The following is a 25582-nucleotide window of genomic DNA, read 5'->3' as shown; positions in this document are numbered from 1 at the left end:
CCTTTTGTTGCAATTATTGAATAGCTTGAAGCAAGTCCTCTGCTTGTTGTTTCAAAGAAGCAGCAATGCTGTCTTCGAGAACTAATTTACCATCTTCCCAAGCAGAATCGTTGACACGAGCTGCAGTGAAACCACCAACAACTTGTGTACGGATGAATGGCAAGAGGTCTTTGTAAATCGCAAAGAGCTGATCATGACCTGCATTCGCAACTGAAGATACTGTAACAATCTTATCTTGAAGTGCAGATGCTCCACGGGTATCAGACAAGTCGATGGCACGTGAAAGCCAGTCAAGCAAGTTTTTCACTGTTCCAGGAATTGAGAAGTTGTAGACTGGAGAGAAAATCCAGATGGCATCAGCAGCTAAAACAGCTTCACGAGCAGCCGCAACAGATGGAAGAGTTGGAACTTCAAGTTCTTGGTTGAAGAGAGGAATGGCTGAGTAGTCAAGGTAGCTTACCTCAGCTTTTCCAGCAAGAGCTTTTTCAGCTTCTAGGGCCATTTGGTGGTTAAAAGAACCTTCACGAAGTGAACCAACGATAAATAATACTTTTTTAGACATAGGGTGTCTCCTTTAAATTTTAATCAGAGTTTTATCTGTTGTTACAATATATGTTACAACAAATGATAATCATTTGCAAATCATTTGCTCACAAATTAAAAATCAATGAATTGTAAGATTAAATTTCTAAATGACGCATGCAGCTAAGCCTGTGGAATCAATGGTTGGTGCTTTAGTTTGAAAGTCTAACAACATCTGGGATATCAAGAAGCCCTCCCTTTATTCACTTGTAATTCACTTGGATAGATGGTAAAATAGACGAGTGAAAAAGAGACAAAAAAAAGAAAAAAATTCCCTATTATTTCAGTATACTATTGGGCTAACCTTGCTGGCTCTAGTTGTGACTTCTTCCTTTCTCTATTTGGTATGGCTTAGTATGAAACCTTATCAAACTGCAAAAGTCGAAGGGGAAAGACTTGCTAAGCAGTATGCGAATCTAGAAACGGTTAACCAGGTTGATATTTTTAATGGTTTAGAAAGCTATTACAGTGTTCTTGGTCAAGATAAGAATCAGAAACCCATTGCTGTTTTAATAGAAAAAAGCAACAACAATATTTATGTTTACCAACTAGAAAATGGAACTTCTCAAGAAAAAGCAGAAGCAGTTGTCAAAGAAAAAGGAGCAACTGAGATCGACAAGATTACTTTCGGACGGTACGCTAATAAACCTGTCTGGGAAATCAAGTCTGGAGGAGACTATTATCTAGTAGATTTTGAATCTGGTACCCTAATCGAAAAGGAGAAGCTATGAAACTATCCAAGCGTGTATTAGAAATGGAAGAAAGTGTCACTCTGGCTAGTGATGCAAGAGCAAAGAAGTTAAAGGCTGAAGGAAAAGATGTTCTTTTCTTAACTTTAGGTCAGCCCGATTTTCATACTCCTGAAAATATTCAAGACGCTGCTGTTGCAGCCACTCGAGATGGGCGTGCTTCTTTCTATACGGTAGCGTCGGGTTTGCCTGAGTTAAAAGCAGCAGTCAATACCTATTTTGAACGTTATTATGGCTATTCTGTGGCAGCAAATGAAGTCACTTTTGCTACAGGTGCCAAGTTCTCCCTTTATACTTTCTTTATGGCTGTGGTCAATCCAGGCGATGAGGTCATTATTCCAACACCATACTGGGTCAGCTATGGTGACCAGGTGAAAATGGCTGGTGGTGTTCCAGTCTTTGTTCAAGCCAAGGAAGACAATCACTTTAAAGTAACTGTAGAGCAATTAGAAGCAGCTCGAACAGATAAGACCAAAGTCTTGGTACTAAACTCACCCTCTAATCCGACTGGGATGATTTATTCTCGTGAGGAACTCTTAGCCATCGGAAACTGGGCAGTTGAACACGATGTTCTCATTCTTGCAGACGATATTTATGGTCGTTTGGTCTATAACGGGAATGAGTTCGTCCCAATCTCAAGTCTGTCAGAAGCTATTCGTAAGCAAACCATTGTCATCAATGGAGTGTCTAAGGCCTATGCTATGACAGGATGGCGTGTTGGTTATGCAGTGGGTGATCCAGAAATTATTGCTGCCATGAGTAAATTGACTGGTCAAACAACTTCTAACCTAACTGCTGTATCTCAATACGCAACAATCGAGGCCTTAACTGGACCGCAAGACTCTGTAGAAACCATGCGCCAAGCTTTTGAAGAACGTTTGAATACCATCTATCCTCTCTTGTGCCAAGTCCCTGGATTTGAGGTTGTCAAACCGCAAGGAGCTTTCTACCTCTTCCCAAATGTTAAAAAGGCAATGGAGATGAAAGGTTATAACGATGTAACAGCATTTACAACGGCTATTCTTGAGGAAGTTGGTCTGGCCTTGATTACAGGAGCCGGATTTGGAGCACCAGAAAATGTTCGTCTCAGCTACGCAACAGACTTGGAAACTCTAAAAGAAGCCATTCGTCGTTTGCACCAATTTATGGAAAAATAAGAAGCTTAACCTCCGTCTTAATAACGGAGGTTTTTATTTTTAAAAACTTATGAATTTCTGTCAAACTAGCTAGCTATCAGGCATTATTTGTGGTACAATAGTGAGTAATAATGTCTTTGGACAAGTTAAACGAATAAAGGAAGATAAATGATGACAAAACGTGTAACAATTATCGAAGTAAAAGACTACGTTGGTCAAGAAGTGACTATCGGTGCTTGGGTTGCTAACAAGTCAGGAAAAGGGAAAATTGCCTTCTTGCAATTGCGTGATGGAACAGCCTTTTTCCAAGGTGTAGCTTTCAAACCAAACTTTATCGAAAAATTTGGAGAAGAAGTGGGGCTTGAAAAATTTGACACCATCAAACGTCTTAGCCAAGAAACATCTGTTTTCGTGACAGGGATTGTTAAAGAAGATGAGCGTTCTAAATTTGGGTATGAATTGGATATTACAGACATCGAAGTTATCGGTGAATCTCAAGATTATCCAATTACTCCAAAAGAACACGGAACAGACTTCTTGATGGACAACCGTCACTTGTGGTTACGTTCACGCAAACAAGTTGCCGTTATGCAAATCCGTAATGCTATCATCTATGCAACTTATGAGTTCTTTGATAAAAATGGCTTCATGAAGTTTGATAGCCCAATTCTTTCAGGAAATGCAGCGGAAGATTCAACTGAATTGTTTGAAACGGACTACTTTGGAACACCAGCCTACTTGAGCCAATCTGGTCAGCTTTATCTTGAAGCGGGTGCTATGGCACTTGGTCGCGTCTTCGACTTTGGTCCAGTATTCCGTGCTGAAAAGTCTAAGACTCGTCGTCACTTGACTGAGTTCTGGATGATGGATGCAGAGTATTCATACTTGACACATGATGAGTCACTTGACTTGCAAGAAGCTTATGTCAAAGCTCTTCTTCAAGGTGTTTTGGACCGTGCTCCTCAAGCCTTAGAAACCTTGGACCGTGATACAGACCTCTTGAAACGCTACATTGCTGAGCCATTCAAACGCATCACTTACGATCAAGCCATTGATCTCTTGCAAGAGCATGAAAATGATACAGATGCTGACTACGAACATCTCGAGCACGGTGATGACTTTGGTTCACCACACGAAACTTGGATTTCAAATCACTTTGGTGTACCAACCTTCGTAATCAACTATCCAGCAGACATCAAGGCCTTCTACATGAAGCCAGTCCCTGGTAATCCAGATCGCGTACTTTGTGCAGACTTGCTTGCTCCAGAAGGTTATGGAGAAATCATCGGTGGCTCTATGCGTGAGGAAGACTACGATGCCCTTGTTGCGAAGATGGAATCACTTGGTATGGATCGTACAGAGTACGAATTCTACCTTGACCTTCGTAAATATGGTACAGTACCACACGGTGGATTTGGTATCGGTATCGAGCGTATGGTAACTTTTGCAGCTGGGACAAAACACATCCGTGAAGCAATTCCATTCCCACGTATGTTGCACCGTATCAAACCTTAATAACTATAAAAACGCCAATTGGCGTTTTTATACTCTTCGAAAATCAAATTCAAACTACGTCAGCTTCACCTTGCCGTACTCAAGTACAGCCTGCGGCTAGCTTCCTAGTTTGCTCTTTGATTTTCATTGAGTATTACTTTAAATGAAAGAGGTGGAGAAAATGTAGGCAAATCTAGGTAAGTCTTTTAGAAACAATCATATTACTTATTGAAAGAGAGAAAACAATGTTTAAAAGAACTTACAAACGCAACATTCCACTCCTAGCAGGACTGGAATTTACATCTTATTTTGGGATTACCAGTTTTTGGATTTTATTTTTCATTCAGAATGGCCTTTCCTTGCTTCAAATCGGTCTCTTAGAGAGTATCTTTCATGGGACAAGTCTCTTATGTGAAATCCCATCTGGTATGTTAGCCGATCGATTTAGCTACAAGACCAATCTCTATTTGGCTCGCTTGGCCAGTATTGTATCCTCTATCTTGATTTTACTTGGTCAGGGGAATTTTTGGATTTATGCTCTTGCCATGATGGTTAGTGCTTGGTCCTATAATTTTGACTCGGGAACCAGCACCGCTTTCTTATATGATTCTGCGGTAGAAGCGGGTCAAAAGGACCGATATCTTCAGATTTCGAGCTTTTTGTCTGGTGTGGCAGAAGTCACCCGAACCCTAGGTACAGTTGTGGCAGGCTTCTTTATTCACGGAGCATTGGCTTGGACCTATCTAATTGCTATTGGATTATCATTTCTTTCTATCATTTTGATTTATTTTATGAAAGAACCAATGGCTAAGAGAGAAAAAAATGAAGTCTTAACCTTTAAAACGATTGTCCTGCAAGTTCGAAAAGAATGGCATGAAAAACCAGTACTCTTTTATTGGATGATGACTTATCAGCTAGTCGGAACACTCATGTGTATGTTTTACTTTTACTATCAGCAGAAAATAAGTGACTTAGCTGGATGGCAGGTATCGCTGGTCATGCTGATTGGTAGTGGCTTAAATCTTATAGCAGTTTATGTAGCTAGTCAAATCGGAAAAAAATGGAATAGCAATCGAGTTTTTCCGACTCTTGTTGCACTAACGGGCTTGGCCTTACTATTGGTATTTTTTGGAACTCCCTTTGCTTTTCTTCTCGTATATCTTTTGACCGATACACTCTATGCAGTTTATCAACCGATCTATTTCAATGACTTACAAGGTTATTTACCGTCCAGTGTTAGAGCAACAATGCTTAGTATCAATTCTATGCTCTTTAGTCTTTCCATGATTGTCATTTTCCCACTGACAGGTTGGTTGATTGATCGTTGGGGTCTTGTAGCTGTCTTTTTAGTTCTAGGCCTTATCTTACTATTAACCTATCCTATCTTAAGAATTTGTCTAAAAAGGATGGGCAAGCTATTAAATCAGGACTTAAAAACTGAATAAAGCACGAAACCTTATTTGCCCAAAGAAAGATCCTGTGGTACAATAGCAAGAAGAAAAGGAGAAGAGCATGATTGATGTAGAAGAAATTCTAAGCAAGATGAATCCCAATCAAAAGATCAACTATGACCGTGTTATGCAAAAAATGGTTCAAGTTTGGGAAAAAAATGAAGAAAGACCAACTATTCTCATGCATGTCTGTTGTGCTCCGTGTAGCACCTACACATTAGAGTATTTAACTAAGTATGCGGATGTGACCATTTATTTTGCAAACTCAAATATTCATCCCAAAGCTGAGTATCACAAGCGTGCATATGTGACCAAAAAGTTTGTCAGTGATTTTAATGAACGAACTGGCAACAAGGTCCAATATCTAGAAGCTCCCTATGAACCAAACGAATATCGTAAACTGGTTCGAGGTTTGGAAGAAGAACCTGAAGGTGGGGACCGGTGCAAGGTTTGTTTTGACTATCGCTTGGATAAGACAGCGCAAGTGGCTATGGAATTAGGATTTGACTACTTTGGCTCAGCCCTAACCATCAGCCCTCACAAAAATTCACAAACAATTAACAGTATTGGGATTGATGTGCAGAAAATCTACACCACCCATTATCTTCCGAGTGATTTTAAGAAAAATCAAGGTTATAAGCGCTCTGTAGAAATGTGTGAAGAGTATGATATCTATCGTCAATGTTACTGTGGTTGTGTCTATGCAGCTCAAGCCCAGAATATAGACTTGGTGCAGGTCAAGAAGGATGCAACAGCCTTTATGGTAGATAAGGATATCGAAAAAGACTATTCGCATATCAAATTTACTGTTACGAAGTTAGATATTTAAAGGAAAACCTGCCTCAAGGCAGGTTTTTTGCTTATAAAAAACGAGGTCAGGATTTTGTTCCTGACCTCTGACAACTTTACCGATTCTTTAGTTCTACGTAGCGTTTGTACCAAATGTTGACATAGGCTTCTGAGAAGGGGCCTCGTTCATTGTTGATCCAGTCAACAAGAATCTTAACATGCTCTTTCAAAATATAGTCTAAATCATCAGGATAATTCATCTTACGCTTATGACGTTCATACTCTTCGACGTCCAAGAGGCGTTTCTCACCATCTGTAAAAACTTTAACATCTAAATCATAGTCGATGTATTTTAAAGCTTCTTCGTCTAGATAATAAGGGCTAGCCATGTTGCAGTAGTAGGAAATCCCATTATCGCGGATCATGGCGATGATATTAAACCAATATTTTTTGTGAAAGTAAACAATAGCCGGTTCTCGAGTCACCCAACGACGACCGTCACTTTCGGTAACAAGTGTGTGGTCGTTGACGCCGATAATAGCGTTCTCTGTTGTTTTTAGTACCATGGTGTCTCTCCAAGTACGGTGGAGACTCCCATCATGCTTATAACTTTGAATTGTAATAAAGTCGCCTTCTTTTGGAAGTTTCATAACTAACCAACTTTCTACAATTTATAAGTTTATCGTTTACTATTGTATCACATTTTTGTTTAAAGTTCTTAGTTTTTCCATGAAAAAATTAAAGATATTCTCTGAGAGCGCTGGCTATATCCGAAAAATCGTAGCCTTTTCTTGCTAAAACTTGTGTCAAACGTTGTTTCAGTTCGTATCCTTCATACTTTCGTGAATATTTCCGATATTGCTTGTCCAACTCTTTAAAAATTAGTTCCTGAACAGTTTCTTCTTCGACTTGGCTATCTAGTTGGTCAAAGGCTGTTTTGGCTTCTGTGTAGGAAAATCCTTTATTGGTTAGACCTTGGATAATCTTATCTTGTAGAGCGCGGGCAGGTAATTTACCCTGATATTTTTTCAGTAGTTTTTCGGCTGTGCGCTCTGCGACTTCCGCCATATCAAATTCTTGTAAGACTTCTTGGATGATGGATTTGGCAACTCCCTTTTGAGAAATCTTCTGCATCAGCATATAGCTTCCCTTATCTCCTGAAAGCTGATTAGAGTTGATAATAGCATAGGCATACTGTCGGTCATTTATCCAGTTGTCATCTTTTAGAGATTGGATGACTTTGGGTATGATGTTCTCATCGATTTCATGTTTACTTAGATAATCTCGGACTTCTTTTTCAGTACGAGCCTTGAAGGATAAGTGATAGAGAGCTAGATTTTTTCCGTAGGAAAATTGTGCAAAGGTCTGAATTTCTGCAAACTCTTCGGGACTAATGTCCTTATCCTTGGTCAACATAAAGCGAACAATGGTATCCTCTGTAATATAGCAGGTTTGCTCCTTGTCAATTTCTAGCAGATAGAGTCTTTTTTTCTTTTCTAGTTTTGTGATTTTCATGGTTTTCCTTTTATCCGAATACTTCAAAGGCAGCAACGAGTCGAAGTTTATTGATATCAATCAGCTCTCTCCCGTAATAGTCGAGAAATAGTTCAGCGTATTTAGAGTCCTGTAGGTTATAGTTGAGAGACCAAACTGCCCAAAAGAGATCGATATGTCGGTCACTAAAATCAGCCAAACCAAGATCAATAAAACAAGAGAAGTGTTCAGCATCTTTTAGAATAAAGTTTGGTAGACAGGCATCACCGTGAATAAAGGCATCTGTTTTTAAAAGGTGGCCCTGCTCTTGAATAAGCTGAAAGGCTTCTTCACGACTATTAATATGAAATTGGGGCAAGAGGACCTTAGCGTAAAATTTGCCCTGTTCATAGTTTTTAAAGGCTCTATCTTTATAGGTCCGTAAATGATTTTCTGAAGGAAAATTTTGTGGGTTTAAGTTGTGAAGCTTTTTAAGAGCCTCTGCCATTGTTCGGCAGATTTTTTCTGGCTGGTCTAAAAAAGCGAGTGCATTATGACCAATAGCTTCTTTCGTCAAAATATAGTCTTTATCTGTCGATAGATAGTGGATGACTGGAGTTCCTATTCCCTCTTGTTCAAACCAATTCGCAATGCTAGCTTCTCGCTCTAAACGTCCCTTTCGATCTATTTTCAAATAGTAACCTGAGTCAAGATAGAGAACCGTTGCTCTTGAATGAGAAGAGCTGTCAGAAAGGGTTGCCCCCTCTATATAAGTTCGTAATTGCTCAGGAAAATCCAATGGGGAAAAATGAGATGTCTCTGTATTCATGGTTTTATTGTAACATATTCTTAACCATTGAGAAACTACGTGGTATAATAGACTTATGAGTCTTAAAGTCAAACAAAAAATTCCATTAAAAATCAAGCGCATGGGGATTAACGGGGAAGGTATCGGATTTTATCAGAAAACCCTCGTTTTTGTCCCAGGTGCTCTCAAGGGTGAAGATATCTATTGTCAGGTGACTTCTGTTAAGCGTAACTACGTTGAGGCTAAACTGCTAGAGGTCAATAAAAAATCTAAGTTTCGAGTGGTTCCAGACTGTACTATTTATAATGAGTGTGGAGGCTGTCAAATTATGCACCTACACTATGACAAGCAGTTGGAATTCAAGACAGATCTTCTCCATCAAGCACTGAAGAAATTTGCCCCTGCTGGCTACGAAAACTTTGAAATCAGACCAACCATTGGCATGCAGAAACCAAAATATTATCGGGCCAAACTACAATTTCAAACACGAAAATTTAAAGGTCAAGTCAAGGCAGGTTTGTATGCTCAGAATTCCCATTATTTGGTCGAGTTAAAGGACTGTCTTGTTCAAGACAAGGAGACGCAATCAATTGCCAATCGCATCGCTGAACTCTTGACTTACCATCAAATTCCGATTACAGATGAACGGAAAATCCTTGGGGTTCGGACCATCATGGTTCGTCGAGCACGGAAAACTGGGCAAGTCCAGATTATCATTGTGACCAATCGTCAATTGAATCTGACTCAATTTGTGAAAGACCTAGTCAAGGATTATCCTGAAGTAGTGACTGTCGCAGTCAATACCAATACTGCTAAAACTAGTGAGGTTTATGGGAATAAGACAGAGATTATTTGGGGGCAGGATAGTATACGCGAGGGTGTATTAGACTATGAGTTTTCTCTTTCACCTCGAGCTTTCTATCAGCTCAATCCCGAACAGACGGAAATTCTCTATAGTGAAGCCGTTAAAGCTTTAGATGTGACTGAGGACGACCATCTGATTGATGCTTATTGTGGTGTTGGGACCATTGGTTTTGCCTTTGCTAAAAAAGTCAAAAGTTTGAGAGGGATGGATATTATTCCAGAAGCCATTGAGGATGCCAAAGAAAATGCTAAGCGTATGGGTTATACCAATACTCATTATGAAGCAGGGACTGCAGAAGAAGTTATCCCTCGTTGGTACAAGGAAGGCTATCGCGCCGATGCTTTGATAGTAGACCCACCACGTACTGGTTTAGATGATAAGCTCTTGGATACCATCGTCAAATACGCTCCTGAAAAGATGGTTTATGTATCCTGTAATGTATCTACCTTGGCGCGTGATTTGGTTAGATTGATGGAGGTCTATGACCTGCATTATATCCAGTCTGTCGATATGTTTCCCCACACGGCTAGAACAGAAGCAGTGGTCAAATTAACGAGGCGTAAGTCAGCTTCCAAATAGAAAGAATAACAGGAAAGTTTTTGAAAAGAAGACTTTTAGTTACAGAGTATGATTTGCAAGCTCCCTCTATTTATGATAAAATAAGTAGAAAATAAAATGAAAAAAGAGGTATGTGAAATGTCACGTAAACCATTTATCGCTGGTAACTGGAAAATGAACAAAAACCCAGAAGAAGCAAAAGCATTCGTTGAAGCTGTAGCATCAAAACTTCCTTCATCAGACCTTGTTGAAGCAGGTATCGCAGCTCCTGCAGTTGACTTGACAACTGTTCTTGCTGCTGCTAAAGGTTCAAACCTTAAAGTTGCTGCTCAAAACTGCTACTTTGAAAATGCAGGTGCTTTCACAGGTGAAACTAGCCCACAAGTTTTGAAAGAAATCGGTACTGACTACGTTGTGATCGGTCACTCAGAACGTCGTGACTACTTCCACGAAACAGACGAAGACATCAACAAAAAAGCAAAAGCAATCTTTGCGAACGGTATGCTTCCAATCATCTGTTGTGGTGAGTCACTTGAAACTTACGAAGCTGGTAAAGCAGCAGAATTCGTAGGTGCTCAAGTTTCAGCTGCTCTTGCTGGATTGACTGCAGAACAAGTCGCTTCAACAGTTATCGCATACGAGCCAATCTGGGCTATCGGTACTGGTAAATCAGCTTCACAAGACGACGCACAAAAAATGTGTAAAGTTGTTCGTGACGTTGTAGCTGCTGACTTTGGTCAAGAAGTAGCTGACAAAGTACGTGTTCAATACGGTGGTTCAGTAAAACCTGAGAACGTTGCTGAATACATGGCTTGTCCAGACGTTGATGGAGCTCTTGTTGGTGGTGCATCACTTGATCCAGAAAGCTTCTTGGCATTGCTTAACTTTGTAAAATAAGCCTCAAATATCTGAGACAGACAGTTCCCTCTCTCGAGGTTAAGACTGCCTGTCTTCTTTTTAGTAAAAAGGCGTGCGTAAGCACGCTCTTTTCTGCATTTTGAATGAAAAAGAAAGGAGAATTATGCTTTATATTTGGTCTTATCTTAAACGTTATCCCAAATGGCTAGTTTTAGACTTCCTTGGAGCTATTTTCTTTGTTATTGTCAATCTTGGACTACCGACTGTTCTGGCCCGCATGATTGACCAGGGAATCAACCAAGGAGACAAGGATAAGCTCTATTTTTGGGCTATTGTCATGTTGGTCATAATCGTCTTGGGAACATGTGGGCGGATTGTTCTAGCCTATGCTGCTAGTAAATTGACCACTAATATGGTTAAGGATATGCGAAATGATGTTTATGCTAAATTACAAGAGTATTCTCATCACGAATATGAACAAATCGGTGTGTCTTCACTAGTTACTCGTATTACCAGTGATGCCTTTGTCCTCATGCAGTTTGCAGAACAGACGCTTAAGTTGGGTGTTATCACACCCATGATGATGCTGTCGAGTATTCTCATGATTTTCTTGACGAGTCCTTCACTGGCCTGGATTGTAGCTTTTTCCGTACCTTTTCTAGCTGTTGTTGTCATTTATGTGGCGGTAAAAACGCGCCCCTTATCTGAAAAACAACAAAAAACACTGGACAAGATTAATCAGTATGTCCGTGAAAATTTGATGGGTTTGAGAGTGATTCGTGCCTTTGCTCGTGAAGACTTCCAAGAAAAACGTTTTGAAGAGAAAAATGCAATCTATGCGGATAATTCGAATCGCTTGTTTAAATTAACTGGTTTGACGGAACCGCTTTTTGTGCAAATTATTATTGCCATGATTGTGGCTATCGTTTGGTTTGCTTTGGATCCCCTCAAGCAAGGAAATTTGCAGATTGGGGATTTGGTTGCCTTTATCGAGTATAGTTTCCACGCTCTCTTATCCTTCCTCTTCTTGTCAAACCTCTTTACCATGTATCCACGTACGGCTGTATCTAGTGAGCGTTTGAAGGAAATCATGGACATGCCCATTTCCATTGATCCAAATGAGGATGGAATTCAAGAAACAGAAACTCATGGATATCTAGAATTTGATAATGTGACCTTTGCCTATCCTGGGGAAACAGAAAGCCCTGTTTTGCATAATATTTCCTTCACTGCTAAACCGGGAGAAACCATTGCATTTATCGGTTCAACTGGGTCAGGTAAGTCTACTCTAGTTCAATTGATTCCTCGTTTCTACGATGTTACGCTAGGGAAAATCAAGGTCGATGGTGTTGATGTCCGGGATTACCGTCTCAAATCACTCCGTCAGAAGATTGGATTTATTCCACAAAAGGCCTTGCTTTTTACTGGGACTATCGCAGACAATCTCCGTTACGGGAAAGAGGATGCCAGTCATGAGGACTTGCACCAAGCAGCCGATGTAGCCCAGGCCAAAGACTTTATCGAAAGTCGAGAAGAAGGTTTTGCGACGCATCTGGCAGAAGGCGGAAGCAACCTATCAGGTGGTCAGAAACAACGTTTGTCGATAGCACGAGCAGTCATCAAGGGTCCAGATATCTATATCTTTGATGATTCTTTCTCAGCCTTGGACTACCGTACAGATGCTATTTTGCGCCGTCGTCTCAAGGAAGTGACACAAGATGCTACGGTATTGATTGTCGCGCAGCGTGTTGGAACTATCATGGATGCTGACCAGATTATCGTCCTTGATAAGGGTGAAATTGTTGGTCGTGGGCGTCATGAAGAATTGATGGAAACCAATGACATTTATCGAGAAATTGCTGAGTCGCAGTTGAAAAATGCGTCTCTAACAGAAGAATAGGAGGTAAAGGATGAAACAACAATCTAGTCTAGCTCGTCTATGGAGCTATTTGAAAGCCTACCGTTTTTCTGTTTTCTTTGCAGTCTTCTTGAAAATAGTCAGCGTCATTATGAGTGTTATCGAGCCATTCGTATTGGGGCTTGCTATCACTGAGTTAACCAGCAACCTCCTTGCCATGGCAAATGGTGTTGCAGGAGCGGGTATCAATACCAGCTATATCGCAGTAATTCTAGTGATTTATCTCTTGCGTGGTCTTCTCTATGAGTTGGGGTCATATTATTCAAACTACTTTATGACCAATGCGGTGCAGTCCATGATACAGGATTTGCGAAATGAAATGAGCGAAAAAATCAATCGCATTCCTTTGTCCTACTTTGACAAGCACCAGTTTGGAGATTTGCTAGGTCGTTTTACCAGTGATGTAGAGACTGTTTCAAACGCTCTGCAACAATCTTTCTTACAGATCGTCAATGCAGTCTTTACCATTCTTTTTGTTATGGGAATGGTCCTCTATCTAAATCTTCAGTTGGCCATTGTTGTCATCTTGTCGATTCCAGTGACTTACTTTGGGGCTAAAACCATTCTAAATCGCTCCCAACCATACTTTAAACAGCAAGCAGCTATTCTGGGACAAATGAATGGATTTGTACAGGAAAGCTTGACTGGTTTCAATGTTCTTAAACTTTTCGGACGTGAAGAGAAATCTCAAGAGAGATTTGAAAAAATTACGGATGAATTGCAACAAATTGGATTCAAGGCTAGCTTCATTTCAGGTTTGATGATGCCTGCCTTACACATTGTATCTGACTTAACTTATTTGATAGTCGCTGTCCTAGGTGGTTTGCAGGTTATTGCAGGACGCTTAACCATTGGTAATATGCAAGCTTTCGTTCAGTATGTGTGGCAGGTTAGTCAACCGATCCAAAATATCACTCAATTAGCGGGACAAATGCAAAGTGCTAAATCTTCGCTTGACCGTGTCTTTGAAGTTTTGGATGAACAGGAAGAAGTTCAAACTGCTAAAGTAAAAGAACTGGCGCCATTAACAGGACAAGTTAGCTTCAAGAATGTTGATTTCCAATACGTGGAAAATAAACCATTGATTCGCAATTTCAACCTAGATGTTGAACCTGGAGAGATGGTAGCTATCGTTGGACCTACTGGAGCAGGAAAAACAACCTTGATTAACCTTCTCATGCGTTTTTATGATGTAACTGCTGGAGCTATTTTAGTGGATGGCCAAGATATTCGTGACCTGTCTCGTCAGGACTATCGTCGACAGTTTGGGATGGTATTGCAGGATGCCTGGCTCTATGAAGGCAGTATCAAGGAAAATCTTCGCTTTGGGAATCTTGAGGCAACAGATGAAGAAATCGTTGAAGCTGCTAAGGCTGCCAATGTTGACCACTTTATCCGCACCCTTCCTGGTGGTTACAACATGGAAATGAACCAAGAGTCAAGTAATATTTCTCTTGGTCAGAAGCAACTTTTGACTATTGCGCGTGCACTCTTGGCTGATCCAAAAATTCTAATCCTTGACGAAGCGACCTCATCAGTCGATACGCGTCTAGAACTCTTGATTCAAAAAGCCATGAAGCGTTTGATGAAGGGGAGAACAAGCTTTGTTATCGCCCATCGCCTTTCTACTATTCAGGAAGCGGACAAGATTTTGGTGCTGAAAGATGGACAGATTATCGAACAAGGAAATCATGAAAGTCTCTTAGCTTCAAAAGGTTTCTATTATGACCTTTATCAAAGCCAATTCTCTCGGAAAGATACTGAAAATAACTAAAAAGATATCTGCTCATTTTCTTAAATTATCAGTCTATTACAACTTTTTTAATATGGGTTAATTTTCTTGCTTTTGTCTACTAGGTGTAGTATACTGAGATAGTAATCAATAAATATGGTTGCAAAAATAATATTATGAGGTGAGAAAAATGGTAGAATTGAAAAAAGATGCATTAAAAGACGTAGCAACATTATCTAAACCAGCGGCAGAAGCGCTAGTAAATACAAAGGAAGTTTTGAATCAAGCAGTAGCAGATTTGTATGTAGCCCATATTGCTCTACATCAAGTACACTGGTACATGCGTGGACGTGGTTTTATGGTATGGCATCCTAAGATGGATGAATACATGGATAGCCTTGATGGTTACCTAGATGAAATCAGCGAACGCTTGATTACACTCGGTGGTAAACCATACTCTACTTTGACAGAATTCCTTCAACACAGTGAAATCGAAGAAGGTGTTGGAGAGTTCCGTAACGTAGAAGAAAGCTTGGAACGTGTCCTTGAAATTTATCGTTACCTCATCAATCTGTTCCAAAAAGCATTGGATGTTACTGATGAAGAAGGTGATGATGTAACAAACGACATCTTCGTTGGTGCTAAGGCAGATCTTGAAAAAACTGTCTGGATGATTGCAGCAGAATTGGGACAAGCACCTGGTTTGTAAGATACTGAATTTTTCTAAAAATCCGTAGAAGTTTTCTACGGATTTTTTCTATTCAGGAGGGCATTCCAAAACAGTCTTTTTTGAAGATTTTTGATAAAATAGAACTATCAATGAAAAGGATGAGAGCATGACAAAAAAAATCGTAGCCATCTGGGCTCAAGATGAAAAGGGTGTAATCGGAAAAGAGGATCGCTTGCCATGGCATTTGCCAGCAGAGTTAAAGCATTTTAAAGAAACAACCTTGAATCATGCCATTTTGATGGGGCGTGTAACCTTTGATGGAATGGGACGACGTTTGCTTCCAGGACGTGAGACCCTGATTTTGACGCGCAACCCTGAAGAGTCAATTGAGGGTGTTCTGGTTTTCCAAAATGTTGAGGACGTTTTAGACTGGTATCAGAACCAGGATAAAAATCTCTATATCATTGGGGGTAAGCAGATTTTTCAGCTTTTTGAACCTTATCTCGATGAAATTATTGTGACACAAATCCATGCTCAAGTTGAAGGGGATACTTTTTTCCCGGAAGATTTTGACTTGACTGTTTTTGAGACTGTTGCAAGCAAATCTTATACTAGAGATGAGAAAAATGCCTATGATTTTACCATCGAATATAGAAAGAGAAAGGAAGTCTAATGGAGCGTAGTATTTTTGGATTTTTTACAGCTCTTTTGTGTGCTGTCTGTTTTGTAGCTGGAACACACGCTTTTCGTAAAAAGCGTTTTGGACTTGCTACTCTACTTTGGCTTAATGCCTTCACAAACTTGGTGAATAGCATTCATGCTTTTTATATGACCTTATTTTAGAGAGAATGAATAATTAGAACGGAAGGGAATCATGCCTACAAATAGGAAAAATGATATGATGGTTTATTGCTCATTTTGTGGCAAAAGCCAAGAAGAAGTTAAAAAAATAATCGCTGGGAACAACGCTTTTATCTGTAATGAGTGTGTGGAGTTGGCTCAGGAAATTATTCGTGAGGAGTTGGCAGAGGAAGTCCTAGCAGACTTGTCTGAAGTACCAAAACCAATCGAACTCTTAAACATCTTGAACCACTATGTGATTGGTCAAGATCGTGCTAAACGTGCTTTGGCAGTGGCTGTATATAACCACTACAAACGCATCAATTTCCATGACACTCGTGAAGAGTCAGAAGATGTGGATTTGCAAAAATCAAACATTTTGATGATTGGCCCAACTGGTTCAGGGAAGACTTTCCTTGCTCAAACACTTGCTAGAAGTTTGAATGTACCTTTTGCCATTGCAGATGCAACAGCTCTTACTGAGGCTGGTTATGTAGGTGAGGACGTGGAGAATATCCTCCTCAAACTCTTGCAGGCTGCTGACTTCAACATCGAACGTGCAGAACGTGGAATTATCTATGTAGATGAGATTGACAAGATTGCCAAGAAGAGCGAGAACGTGTCTATCACACGTGATGTTTCTGGTGAAGGGGTACAACAAGCCCTCCTCAAAATTATCGAAGGAACTGTAGCCAGCGTACCACCTCAAGGTGGACGCAAACATCCACAACAAGAAATGATTCAAGTGGATACAAAAAATATCCTCTTTATCGTGGGTGGTGCCTTCGATGGCATCGAAGAGATTGTCAAACAGCGTCTAGGTGAAAAAGTGATTGGTTTCGGACAAAACAACAAGGCCATTGATGAAAATAGTTCTTACATGCAAGAAATCATCGCAGAAGATATTCAAAAATTCGGTATTATTCCTGAGTTGATTGGACGCTTGCCTGTCTTTGCAGCCCTGGAGCAGTTGACTGTAGATGATTTGGTTCGCATCTTGAAGGAACCAAGAAATGCTTTGGTTAAACAATACCAGACCTTGCTTTCTTATGATGATGTGGAGCTTGAATTTGACGACGAAGCTCTCCAAGAAATTGCTAACAAAGCCATCGAACGTAAGACTGGTGCGCGTGGTCTTCGCTCAATCATCGAAGAAACTATGCTAGACGTAATGTTTGAAGTTCCAAGTCAAGAAAATGTGAAAACAGTTCGTATCACAAAAGAAGCGGTTGACGGAACGGCTAAGCCAATTCTAGAGACAGCCTAGAGGTGACTATGGAAATCAATACACACAATGCTGAGATTTTGCTGAGTGCAGCCAACAAGTCCCACTATCCGCAGGATGAACTTCCTGAGATTGCTCTTGCAGGGCGATCAAATGTTGGGAAATCAAGCTTTATCAACACCATGCTCAATCGTAAGAATCTGGCTCGTACTTCTGGAAAACCAGGAAAAACACAACTACTCAATTTCTTTAACATTGATGACAAGATGCGTTTTGTGGATGTGCCTGGTTATGGTTATGCCCGTGTTTCCAAAAAGGAACGTGAAAAATGGGGTCGTATGATTGAGGAGTACTTGACTACTCGAGAAAATCTTCGAGCGGTTGTTAGTCTCGTTGACCTTCGTCATGATCCGACGGCAGATGATGTGCAGATGTACGAATTCCTTAAATATTACGAAATTCCTGTCATCATTGTGGCGACCAAGGCAGACAAGATTCCGCGTGGGAAATGGAACAAGCACGAATCAGCTATTAAAAAGAAATTAAACTTTGATCCAAGTGATGATTTTATCCTCTTTTCATCCGTAACAAAAGCAGGAATGGATCAAGCTTGGGATGCTATTTTAGAAAAATTATGAGGAATACATATGGCAAAAACAATTCATACAGATAAAGCTCCAAAAGCAATCGGACCTTACGTTCAAGGAAAAATCGTTGGCAACCTTTTGTTCGCTAGCGGTCAAGTACCTCTATCTCCTGAAACTGGAGAAATCGTAGGAGAAACAATCCAAGAACAGACAGAACAAGTCTTGAAAAACATTGGAGCTATTTTAGCAGAAGCAGGTACAGATTTTGACCATGTTGTTAAAACAACTTGTTTCTTGAGTGATATGAACGACTTTGTACCTTTTAATGAGGTATACCAAACAGCCTTTAACAAGGAATTTCCAGCTCGTTCAGCTGTGGAAGTAGCTCGTCTTCCTCGCGATGTAAAAGTCGAAATTGAAGTCATCGCAGAGATTGGATAAGCTAGTAGAAGTTTGGTTCTTCCAAACTTCTTTTGATATAAGGAGACTATGATGACAAAGAAACAACTTCACCTGGTGATTGTGACAGGGATGAGTGGTGCAGGGAAAACGGTAGCCATTCAGTCCTTTGAAGATTTAGGATATTTTACCATTGATAATATGCCGCCTGCTCTCTTGCCAAAGTTTTTGCAGTTGGTCGAGACCAAGGATGATGACCACAAGTTAGCTTTAGTGGTTGATATGCGTAGTCGTTCTTTCTTTTCAGAGATTCAGGCTGTCTTGGATGAGTTGGAAAATCAAGATGATTTAGACTTTAAAATCCTCTTTTTGGATGCGGCTGATAAGGAATTAGTGGCACGTTATAAGGAAACAAGAAGAAGTCACCCACTAGCAGCAGATGGTCGTATCTTGGACGGGATTAAGCTGGAACGCGAACTCTTGGCGCCTTTGAAAAATATGAGTCAAAACGTGGTAGACACGACAGAGTTAACTCCACGTGAACTTCGAAAGACCATTGCAGAACAGTTTTCAGACCAAGAACAAACGCAGTCTTTCCGTATCGAGGTTATGTCTTTTGGGTTTAAATACGGAATTCCAATTGATGCCGATTTGGTATTTGATGTTCGTTTTTTGCCAAATCCTTACTATCTACCTGAACTCCGTAATCAGACGGGTGAGGATCAGGCAGTTTATGATTATGTTATGAATCATGAGGAATCTGAAGATTTCTACCGTCATTTGCTAGCCCTGATTGAACCGATTCTCCCTGGCTATAAAAAAGAAGGTAAATCAGTTTTAACCATTGCAGTGGGTTGTACAGGTGGGCAACACCGAAGCGTTGCCTTTGCAAAGCGTTTAGCCAATGATTTGGCGAAACATTGGCCTGTAAACGAAAGCCATCGTGATAAAGACCGAAGAAAGGAAACGGTAAACCGTTCATGAGAAAACCCAAAATTACGGTGATCGGTGGAGGAACCGGAATCCCTGTTATTTTAAATAGTCTACGGGAAAAAGACGTCGAAATTGCAGCCATAGTAACCGTTGCGGATGATGGTGGTTCTTCAGGTGAATTGCGTAAGAATATTCAACAGTTGACACCTCCAGGGGATTTACGTAATGTCCTTGTGGCCATGTCAGATATGCCAAAATTCTATGAAAAGGTCTTTCAATACCGTTTTTCAGAGGATGCAGGTGCTTTTGCTGGTCATCCATTAGGAAACATTATCATAGCTGGATTATCTGAAATGCAGGGTTCGACCTATAATGCCATGCAATTGCTGAGTAAATTCTTCCATACTACAGGAAAGATTTATCCCTCTAGTGACCATCCTTTGACACTCCATGCTGTCTTTAAAGATGGTTCAGAAGTTGCTGGGGAAAGTCACATTGCAGATCATCCAGGTATGATTGACCATGTCTATGTTACCAACACTCTAGATGATGAAAAACCGCAGGCTAGCCGTCGAGTTGTCAATACTATTCTTGAGAGTGATATGATTGTCTTGGGACCAGGTTCACTCTTTACTTCGATTTTGCCCAATATTGTCATTGAGGAGATTGGACAGGCACTTCTTGAGACCAAGGCAGAAATTGCCTATGTCTGCAACATCATGACCCAGCGTGGAGAGACAGAACATTTCTCAGATAGTGATCACGTAGAAGTCTTACATCGTCATTTGGGCCGTCCATTTATCGATACCGTTCTTGTTAATATTGAAAAGGTTCCGAGAGATTATATGGATACCAACCGTTTTGATGAATATTTGGTGCAGGTTGAGCATGATTTTGAAGGTTTGCGCAAACAAGTACCTCGTGTCATTTCATCAAACTTCCTACGTTTGGAAAATGGTGGAGCCTTCCATGATGGAGATCTAATCGTAGATGAGCTCATGCGAATTATACAGGTGAGAAAATGAGTTTCACAGTAGCAGTAAAAGAAGAAATCCTAGGTCAGCACCATCTGAGTCGCTATGAGTTATCAGCAATTATCAAGATGTCTGGTAGTGTAGGTTTATCTAGCTCTGGTTTGACATTATCCGTCATTACAGAAAACGCTAAGTTAGCTCGTCACCTCTATGAATCTTTCCTGCACTTCTATGGTATTAAGTCGGAGATTCGTCACCATCAGAGAAGTAATCTTCGGAAAAATCGTGTTTATACCGTGTTTACTGATGAGCGAGTTCAAGAACTTTTAGCGGATTTGCGTTTGGCTGATTCTTTCTTTGGCCTAGAGACTGGGATTGATCCAGATATTTTAGGAGATGAGGAAGCTGGACGTGCTTACCTTTGTGGAGCCTTTTTGGCAAATGGGAGTATTCGGGATCCTGAGTCAGGAAAGTATCAGTTAGAAATTAGTTCCGTCTATGTGGACCATGCGCAAGGGATTGCTTCGCTTTTGCAGCAGTTCTTGTTAGATGCCAAGGTTATCGAACGAAAAAAGGGAGCAGTAACCTATCTCCAAAGAGCCGAAGATATAATGGATTTCCTGATTTTAGTGGGAGCCATGCAGGCGCGTGATACTTTTGAAGGGGTCAAGATTCTCCGAGAAACTCGAAATGATCTCAATCGAGCTAATAATGCAGAGACAGCTAATATTGCACGTACGGTTTCTGCAAGCATGAAAACTATTAACAATATCAGTAAAATCATGGATACCATTGGTCTAGATAGTCTACCAGTCGATTTGCAGGAAGTAGCACATCTGCGTATCCAGCATCCAGACTATTCTATTCAACAATTGGCAGACAGTTTGACAAATCCACTCACCAAAAGTGGTGTCAATCATAGATTGCGAAAGATCAACAAAATTGCCGATGAACTTTAAAACCACGAATCAAAGGATTCGTGGTTTTTTCTTATAGACTAGTAGAGTGTTTTGGTTGTACTTTTTGCTCTGGGTCAATGTAGTTAATGGCATTGTTAACTGCAGTTGGTGCTTCACCAAGACCTGTCGCAATCAAGTCAATCTTACCTTCGTAGTAGCAACAGTCACCGATGGCGTAAATTCCTTCTTGACTTGATTCTTGCTTGCTATTGACGATAATCTTATGACGATTCAGTTCTAATCCCCAATTTTTAAGATTACCGACAGAAGATTTGAAGCCATAGTTGACGAAGAGGTGGTCGAGTTCAATGGTTTCAGTCTCATCGGATTTGACTTTTGTAATTTCAAGCTTATCTAAAGTTTTTCCATCTCCAAGGAGTTGACTTGGCACAAATGGTGTTTTGATACTTACAGATGATTCTTTTAGGGCTTGTACACTATGTTCAAGGGCACGGAAGTTATCTCTACGGTGAACAAGTGTAGTAGGGGCAATCTTTTCAAAAGCTAAGGCCCAGTCCACAGCAGAATCTCCACCACCCAGAATAGTTACTTTCTGACCAGCATATTGTTGAATGTTAGAAACGTGATAGTGGATATTTTCATAACCTTCAACGCCTTCTAATTCGAGTGGACGAGGTTTAAAGGCGCCACCACCCATAGCAATAATAACAGCTTTGCTAGTGTGACTTCCTTTAGTGGTTGTGATAGTAAAGATACCATCTTCTTTTTCAATCTCAAGAACGGTTTCGTTGAGGTAAAAAGGTGTCTCGAATCCTTCGAGTTGTTCCAAGAGACGGTTAGTCAATTCTTCCCCTGTAAGGTTTAGGAAACCTGGCACATCGAGAATTTGTTTTTCAGGATAAAGGATAGCAGGTTGACCACCTAGTTGTGGGAGAGAATCAATGATTTGTACTTTGGCTTGACGAAGATGAGCGTAAAAGGCTGCGAAAAGACCAACAGGTCCACCACCTACAATGGTGATATCATATAGTTCAGACATGGCTTCTCCTTAATTCATTTCTATCTTTTTATTTTATCATATTTTCTACCAATTTAAAATCAAGTAGGGGGAGAAAATTTTCATAGAAAATGGTATAATGAAGAGAAGCTTTTTTTATGGAGAGGAGTCCCAGGATGAATTTTCAGCAATTATCTAATCTCCAATACTGGTCTAGTTTATTTTCCAGTCCTTGGAGTATTGTGATAAATTTGATTGATATTCTAATCGTTGCTTATATCTTATATCAATTTACAAAATCAATTGCAGGAACCAAGATTATGATTCTGGTTCGAGGCGTTTTAGTTTTTATCTTAACTCAGATAGCAGCTAACTTTTTAGGCCTGACAACTATTTCCTGGTTGATTAATCAATTGATTACCTATGGAGTTATCGCAGCGGTTGTTATCTTTTCTCCAGAAATTCGGACAGGTTTGGAACGATTAGGTCGAGCTACGGACTTCTTTTCAAATACTCCTATGAGTTCAGAAGAGCAGATGGTCCAGGCTTTTGTAAAATCGGTTGAGTACATGAGCCCACGGAAGATTGGAGCTTTGGTAGCTATTCAACGTGTGAGAACCTTGCAGGAGTATATCGTTACAGGAATTCCTTTGGATGCTAAGATTTCTGCTGAGTTATTGATTAACATCTTTATCCCTAATACTCCTCTCCATGACGGTGCAGTTATTATCAGTGGAGATCGAATTGCTGTTACCTCTGCTTATCTACCATTGACTGAAAACACTGGGATTTCTAAAGAATTCGGGACACGTCACCGTGCAGCCATTGGTTTATCCGAAGTTTCAGATGCTCTCACTTTTGTGGTATCAGAGGAAACTGGTGGAATTTCGATTACCTACAATGGTGTCTTCAAACATGATTTGAGTTTGGAAGAATTCGAGGAAGAACTACGCCGTATCTTGATACCTGAGGACACACCAGAGCTAACTTTAAAAGAACGTATTTTTGGAGGGTGGAATAATGAAAAGAAATAGTCTGTATATTATCTCCTCGCTCCTATTCGCATGTGTCTTATTTGTCTATGCGACATCGATTAATTATCAAAACAATACCAGCGCAAGATCAACTAAAACAGAAACTTATACCAACACGGTAGTAAATGTACCGATTGATATCCATTATGATAGTGATCAATATTTCATCAGTGGCTTTAGTTCAGAAGTGACAGTGTTTCTAACGGGTTCAAATCGCGTAACCTTGGCCAGTGAAATGCAGGAGAGCACACGTAAATTCAAAGTTACTGCTGATTTGTCACAAGCTACAGAAGGAACAATCGAAGTTCCTTTAACCATTGAAAACCTTCCAAGTGGTTTAACAGCTGTCGCAACACCACAGAAGATTACAGTCAAAATTGGTAAGAAGGTCACTAGGGATAACGTACCTGTGGTTCCTCAAATCGATACCAGTCAAATTGATGAGCGGATTATAATCGAACGTGTTACTGTTTCTGATGAAAAAGTTTCAGTAACCAGCGACGCAGATACTCTATCTAAGATTGATCGTATTGTTGCAGTTTTGCCAACGAGTGAACAGATTACAGGAAATTACTCTGGTTCAGTTCCACTACAAGCTGTTGATAAAAATGGAGCTGTCTTACCAACAGTTATCACACCTTTTGAAACTACTATGAAAGTAACGACCAAAGCTGTCAGAGCAACAAGTAGTACAACTTCAACAAGTAATGGTTCGTCAACAGAAAACTCTTCAACGACAGCAGCAGAGACGAAGTCAGAATCTTAAAATAAACATTATACTAGAAAAGGAATCTTAAAATGGGTAAATATTTTGGAACGGACGGAGTCCGTGGAGAAGCAAACGTAGAATTAACGCCAGAATTGGCCTTTAAATTGGGTCGCTTTGGAGGATATGTCCTCAGTCAACATGCGACAGAAGCGCCTAAGGTTTTTGTTGGACGCGATACACGTATTTCAGGGGAAATGTTAGAAGCAGCCTTGATTGCTGGTCTTCTTTCTGTGGGAATTCACGTTTATAAACTTGGTGTACTTGCTACGCCTGCAGTAGCATACTTGGTGAAAACTGAGGGAGCGAGCGCAGGTGTCATGATTTCAGCTAGCCACAATCCAGCCCTTGATAACGGGATTAAATTCTTTGGTGGAGATGGCTTTAAGCTAGACGATGAAAAAGAAGCAGAAATCGAAGCCTTACTTGATGCCAGTGAAGATACTCTTCCACGTCCAAGTGCAGAAGGATTAGGTACGGTTGTTGATTACCCAGAAGGATTACGCAAGTATGAAGCCTACCTGGTTTCAACTGGAACAGCTCTTGAAGGGATGAAGGTTGCCTTGGATACTGCAAATGGAGCAGCTTCTACTAGTGCTCGCCAAATCTTTGCAGATTTAGGTGCTCAAATCACTGTCATTGGAGAAACTCCAGATGGTTTGAACATTAACTTGAATGTTGGTTCAACTCATCCAGAAGCCTTGCAAGAACTTGTAAAAGAAAGCCAATCTGCCATTGGCTTGGCCTTTGATGGCGACAGTGACCGTCTGATTGCGGTTGATGAAAATGGAGAAATTGTCGATGGTGACAAGATTATGTATATCATCGGTAAATATCTCTCTGAAAAAGGCCAATTAGCACAAAATACAATCGTAACAACTGTGATGTCTAACCTTGGTTTCCATAAAGCCTTGGATCGTGAAGGTATCAATAAAGCCGTCACTGCAGTTGGAGATCGTTATGTCGTTGAAGAAATGAGAAAATCAGGCTACAATCTCGGTGGAGAGCAGTCAGGTCACGTTATCTTGATGGATTACAATACCACAGGTGATGGTCAGCTTTCAGCGGTTCAATTGACCAAAATCATGCAAGAAACAGGTAAGAGCTTATCTCAGTTGGCTTCAGAAGTAACGATTTACCCACAAAAATTGGTCAATATCCGTGTTGAAAATGCCATGAAAGAAAAAGCCATGGAAGTACCAGCTATCAAGGCTATTATCGATAAGATGGAAGAAGAGATGGCAGGTAACGGACGTATCCTCGTACGCCCAAGTGGAACTGAGCCACTCTTGCGTGTCATGGCCGAAGCTCCAACAACTGAAGAAGTAGACTACTATGTGGATACTATTGCCGAAGTTGTGAAAGCAGAAATTGGAATTTAGGAAAGTTAGCAGAAAATAAGAAAATATGTTACAATGTCAAAGTAAATTGTAACCATGGAGAATATGATGAATTTAAAACGTGAACAAGAATTTGTTAGTCAGTATCACTTTGATGCACGTAATTTTGAATGGGAAAATGAAAACGGAATTCCTGAAACAAAGGTTGATGTCAACTTTCAACTACTTCAACATGATCAAGAAAACCAAGTGACTTCTCTCGTAGTTGTTTTGAGCTTTATGATTGTCTTTGATAAATTTGTTATCAGTGGTACTATTTCTCAAGTTAACCACGTTGAAGGTCGTATCGTTGATCAACCAAGTGACTTTAGTCAAGAAGAAGTTGAGACACTTGCTCGTCCTTGTTTGGATATGCTAAACCGTTTGACTTATGAAGTGACGGAAATTGCACTAGATTTACCAGGAATTAATTTGGAGTTTTAAA

At 40.3% G+C, this 25582-nt stretch carries 27 protein-coding genes; 22 read left to right on the top strand and 5 right to left on the bottom strand.

Annotated features, from left to right (window positions below):
- Window positions 1-13: 13 nt before the first annotated feature.
- The gene (locus ACXYSK_RS04930) at window positions 14-562 is read right to left on the bottom strand and encodes an NADPH-dependent FMN reductase (protein ID WP_303943450.1); all 549 of its coding nucleotides are present in this window, start codon (window positions 560-562) and stop codon (window positions 14-16) included.
- Window positions 563-824: 262 nt separating this feature from the next.
- Between ACXYSK_RS04930 and ACXYSK_RS04925 the strand changes: the two genes are divergently transcribed.
- The 5 genes from ACXYSK_RS04925 to ACXYSK_RS04905 all read left to right on the top strand — a co-directional run bounded on the left by ACXYSK_RS04925 (window position 825) and on the right by ACXYSK_RS04905 (window position 6241).
- Window positions 825-1313, top strand: coding sequence for a cell wall elongation regulator TseB-like domain-containing protein (locus tag ACXYSK_RS04925; protein WP_458625256.1), 489 nt, complete (start codon window positions 825-827; stop codon window positions 1311-1313).
- Window positions 1310-2488 carry a pyridoxal phosphate-dependent aminotransferase gene (locus ACXYSK_RS04920; RefSeq protein ID WP_458625255.1) on the top strand — a complete coding sequence of 393 codons (1179 nt, stop codon included), beginning with the start codon at window positions 1310-1312 and terminating at the stop codon, window positions 2486-2488. Before ACXYSK_RS04925 ends, ACXYSK_RS04920 begins: the two co-directional genes overlap by 4 nt.
- A 150-nt stretch (window positions 2489-2638) precedes the next feature.
- The gene (asnS, locus tag ACXYSK_RS04915; RefSeq protein WP_441348619.1) at window positions 2639-3982 is read left to right on the top strand and encodes an asparagine--tRNA ligase; all 1344 of its coding nucleotides are present in this window, start codon (window positions 2639-2641) and stop codon (window positions 3980-3982) included.
- A gap of 224 nt (window positions 3983-4206) precedes the next feature.
- Window positions 4207-5406 (top strand): MFS transporter, encoded by a 1200-nt coding sequence (locus tag ACXYSK_RS04910; RefSeq protein ID WP_458625254.1) that lies wholly within the window; start codon window positions 4207-4209, stop codon window positions 5404-5406.
- Window positions 5407-5473: 67 nt separating this feature from the next.
- Window positions 5474-6241: an epoxyqueuosine reductase QueH gene (locus ACXYSK_RS04905; protein WP_458625253.1), complete on the top strand. Its 768-nt coding sequence runs from the start codon at window positions 5474-5476 to the stop codon at window positions 6239-6241.
- Between the two features lie 76 nt (window positions 6242-6317).
- Here ACXYSK_RS04905 and ntdP read toward each other — a convergent pair whose 3' ends face one another.
- The 3 genes from ntdP to ACXYSK_RS04890 form a co-directional block, all read right to left on the bottom strand.
- The gene (gene ntdP / locus ACXYSK_RS04900) at window positions 6318-6851 is read right to left on the bottom strand and encodes a nucleoside tri-diphosphate phosphatase (protein ID WP_004252157.1); all 534 of its coding nucleotides are present in this window, start codon (window positions 6849-6851) and stop codon (window positions 6318-6320) included.
- A gap of 88 nt (window positions 6852-6939) precedes the next feature.
- Entirely contained in the window at window positions 6940-7716 is a 777-nt protein-coding gene (gene recX / locus ACXYSK_RS04895) for a recombination regulator RecX (RefSeq protein ID WP_458625252.1), read from the bottom strand.
- Window positions 7717-7726: 10 nt separating this feature from the next.
- The gene (locus ACXYSK_RS04890; RefSeq protein WP_458625251.1) at window positions 7727-8503 is read right to left on the bottom strand and encodes an aminoglycoside 3'-phosphotransferase; all 777 of its coding nucleotides are present in this window, start codon (window positions 8501-8503) and stop codon (window positions 7727-7729) included.
- A gap of 55 nt (window positions 8504-8558) precedes the next feature.
- Here ACXYSK_RS04890 and rlmD point away from each other — a divergent pair, with 55 nt between their 5' ends.
- The 13 genes from rlmD to whiA all read left to right on the top strand — a co-directional run bounded on the left by rlmD (window position 8559) and on the right by whiA (window position 21000).
- Entirely contained in the window at window positions 8559-9926 is a 1368-nt protein-coding gene (gene rlmD / locus ACXYSK_RS04885; RefSeq protein WP_458625250.1) for a 23S rRNA (uracil(1939)-C(5))-methyltransferase RlmD, read from the top strand.
- A gap of 117 nt (window positions 9927-10043) precedes the next feature.
- Entirely contained in the window at window positions 10044-10802 is a 759-nt protein-coding gene (tpiA, locus tag ACXYSK_RS04880; RefSeq protein ID WP_458625249.1) for a triose-phosphate isomerase, read from the top strand.
- A 124-nt stretch (window positions 10803-10926) separates the two neighbouring features.
- Window positions 10927-12663, top strand: a complete 1737-nt coding sequence (locus tag ACXYSK_RS04875) for an ABC transporter ATP-binding protein (RefSeq protein WP_458625248.1) — start codon at window positions 10927-10929, stop codon at window positions 12661-12663.
- A 10-nt stretch (window positions 12664-12673) separates the two neighbouring features.
- The gene (locus tag ACXYSK_RS04870; protein WP_458625247.1) at window positions 12674-14455 is read left to right on the top strand and encodes an ABC transporter ATP-binding protein; all 1782 of its coding nucleotides are present in this window, start codon (window positions 12674-12676) and stop codon (window positions 14453-14455) included.
- A 148-nt stretch (window positions 14456-14603) separates the two neighbouring features.
- Entirely contained in the window at window positions 14604-15122 is a 519-nt protein-coding gene (locus ACXYSK_RS04865) for a Dps family protein (protein ID WP_458625246.1), read from the top strand.
- A 127-nt stretch (window positions 15123-15249) separates the two neighbouring features.
- A complete protein-coding gene (locus ACXYSK_RS04860) occupies window positions 15250-15756 on the top strand; it encodes a dihydrofolate reductase (RefSeq protein ID WP_458625245.1) in 507 nt (168 codons plus the stop codon).
- Window positions 15756-15926, top strand: coding sequence for a hypothetical protein (locus ACXYSK_RS04855; protein WP_000442253.1), 171 nt, complete (start codon window positions 15756-15758; stop codon window positions 15924-15926). Before ACXYSK_RS04860 ends, ACXYSK_RS04855 begins: the two co-directional genes overlap by 1 nt.
- 31 nt (window positions 15927-15957) lie before the next feature.
- The gene (gene clpX / locus ACXYSK_RS04850) at window positions 15958-17190 is read left to right on the top strand and encodes an ATP-dependent Clp protease ATP-binding subunit ClpX (RefSeq protein ID WP_006145154.1); all 1233 of its coding nucleotides are present in this window, start codon (window positions 15958-15960) and stop codon (window positions 17188-17190) included.
- An 8-nt stretch (window positions 17191-17198) separates the two neighbouring features.
- Complete coding sequence (gene yihA, locus ACXYSK_RS04845) at window positions 17199-17786, top strand: ribosome biogenesis GTP-binding protein YihA/YsxC (protein ID WP_006148034.1); 588 nt, start codon at window positions 17199-17201, stop codon at window positions 17784-17786.
- A gap of 9 nt (window positions 17787-17795) precedes the next feature.
- The gene (locus ACXYSK_RS04840) at window positions 17796-18176 is read left to right on the top strand and encodes a RidA family protein (protein ID WP_001140424.1); all 381 of its coding nucleotides are present in this window, start codon (window positions 17796-17798) and stop codon (window positions 18174-18176) included.
- Between the two features lie 51 nt (window positions 18177-18227).
- Complete coding sequence (gene rapZ, locus ACXYSK_RS04835; protein WP_006150216.1) at window positions 18228-19118, top strand: RNase adapter RapZ; 891 nt, start codon at window positions 18228-18230, stop codon at window positions 19116-19118.
- Window positions 19115-20092, top strand: a complete 978-nt coding sequence (locus ACXYSK_RS04830; protein WP_458625244.1) for a YvcK family protein — start codon at window positions 19115-19117, stop codon at window positions 20090-20092. The genes rapZ and ACXYSK_RS04830 overlap by 4 nt, the downstream gene beginning before the upstream one ends.
- Window positions 20089-21000, top strand: a complete 912-nt coding sequence (gene whiA / locus ACXYSK_RS04825) for a DNA-binding protein WhiA (protein ID WP_458625243.1) — start codon at window positions 20089-20091, stop codon at window positions 20998-21000. The genes ACXYSK_RS04830 and whiA overlap by 4 nt, the downstream gene beginning before the upstream one ends.
- Before the next feature lie 31 nt (window positions 21001-21031).
- On the opposite strand, the gene ACXYSK_RS04820 is transcribed toward whiA, so the two are convergent.
- Window positions 21032-22000, bottom strand: a complete 969-nt coding sequence (locus ACXYSK_RS04820) for an NAD(P)/FAD-dependent oxidoreductase (protein WP_458625242.1) — start codon at window positions 21998-22000, stop codon at window positions 21032-21034.
- Window positions 22001-22134: 134 nt separating this feature from the next.
- On the opposite strand from ACXYSK_RS04820, the gene cdaA reads away from it, so the two are divergent.
- The 4 genes from cdaA (at window position 22135) to ACXYSK_RS04800 (ending at window position 25581) form a co-directional block, all read left to right on the top strand.
- Complete coding sequence (gene cdaA, locus ACXYSK_RS04815) at window positions 22135-22992, top strand: diadenylate cyclase CdaA (protein WP_458625241.1); 858 nt, start codon at window positions 22135-22137, stop codon at window positions 22990-22992.
- Complete coding sequence (locus ACXYSK_RS04810; protein ID WP_458625240.1) at window positions 22979-23758, top strand: CdaR family protein; 780 nt, start codon at window positions 22979-22981, stop codon at window positions 23756-23758. Before cdaA ends, ACXYSK_RS04810 begins: the two co-directional genes overlap by 14 nt.
- 32 nt (window positions 23759-23790) lie before the next feature.
- Window positions 23791-25140, top strand: a complete 1350-nt coding sequence (gene glmM, locus ACXYSK_RS04805) for a phosphoglucosamine mutase (RefSeq protein ID WP_458625239.1) — start codon at window positions 23791-23793, stop codon at window positions 25138-25140.
- Window positions 25141-25206: 66 nt separating this feature from the next.
- Entirely contained in the window at window positions 25207-25581 is a 375-nt protein-coding gene (locus ACXYSK_RS04800) for a DUF1149 family protein (protein WP_235083894.1), read from the top strand.
- Window position 25582: the final 1 nt, after the last annotated feature.

Source organism: Streptococcus sp. V919 (assembly GCF_054353475.1).
The sequence above is the reverse complement of the archived record's forward strand: the minus strand, read 5'-3'. Positions and strand labels throughout refer to the sequence as shown.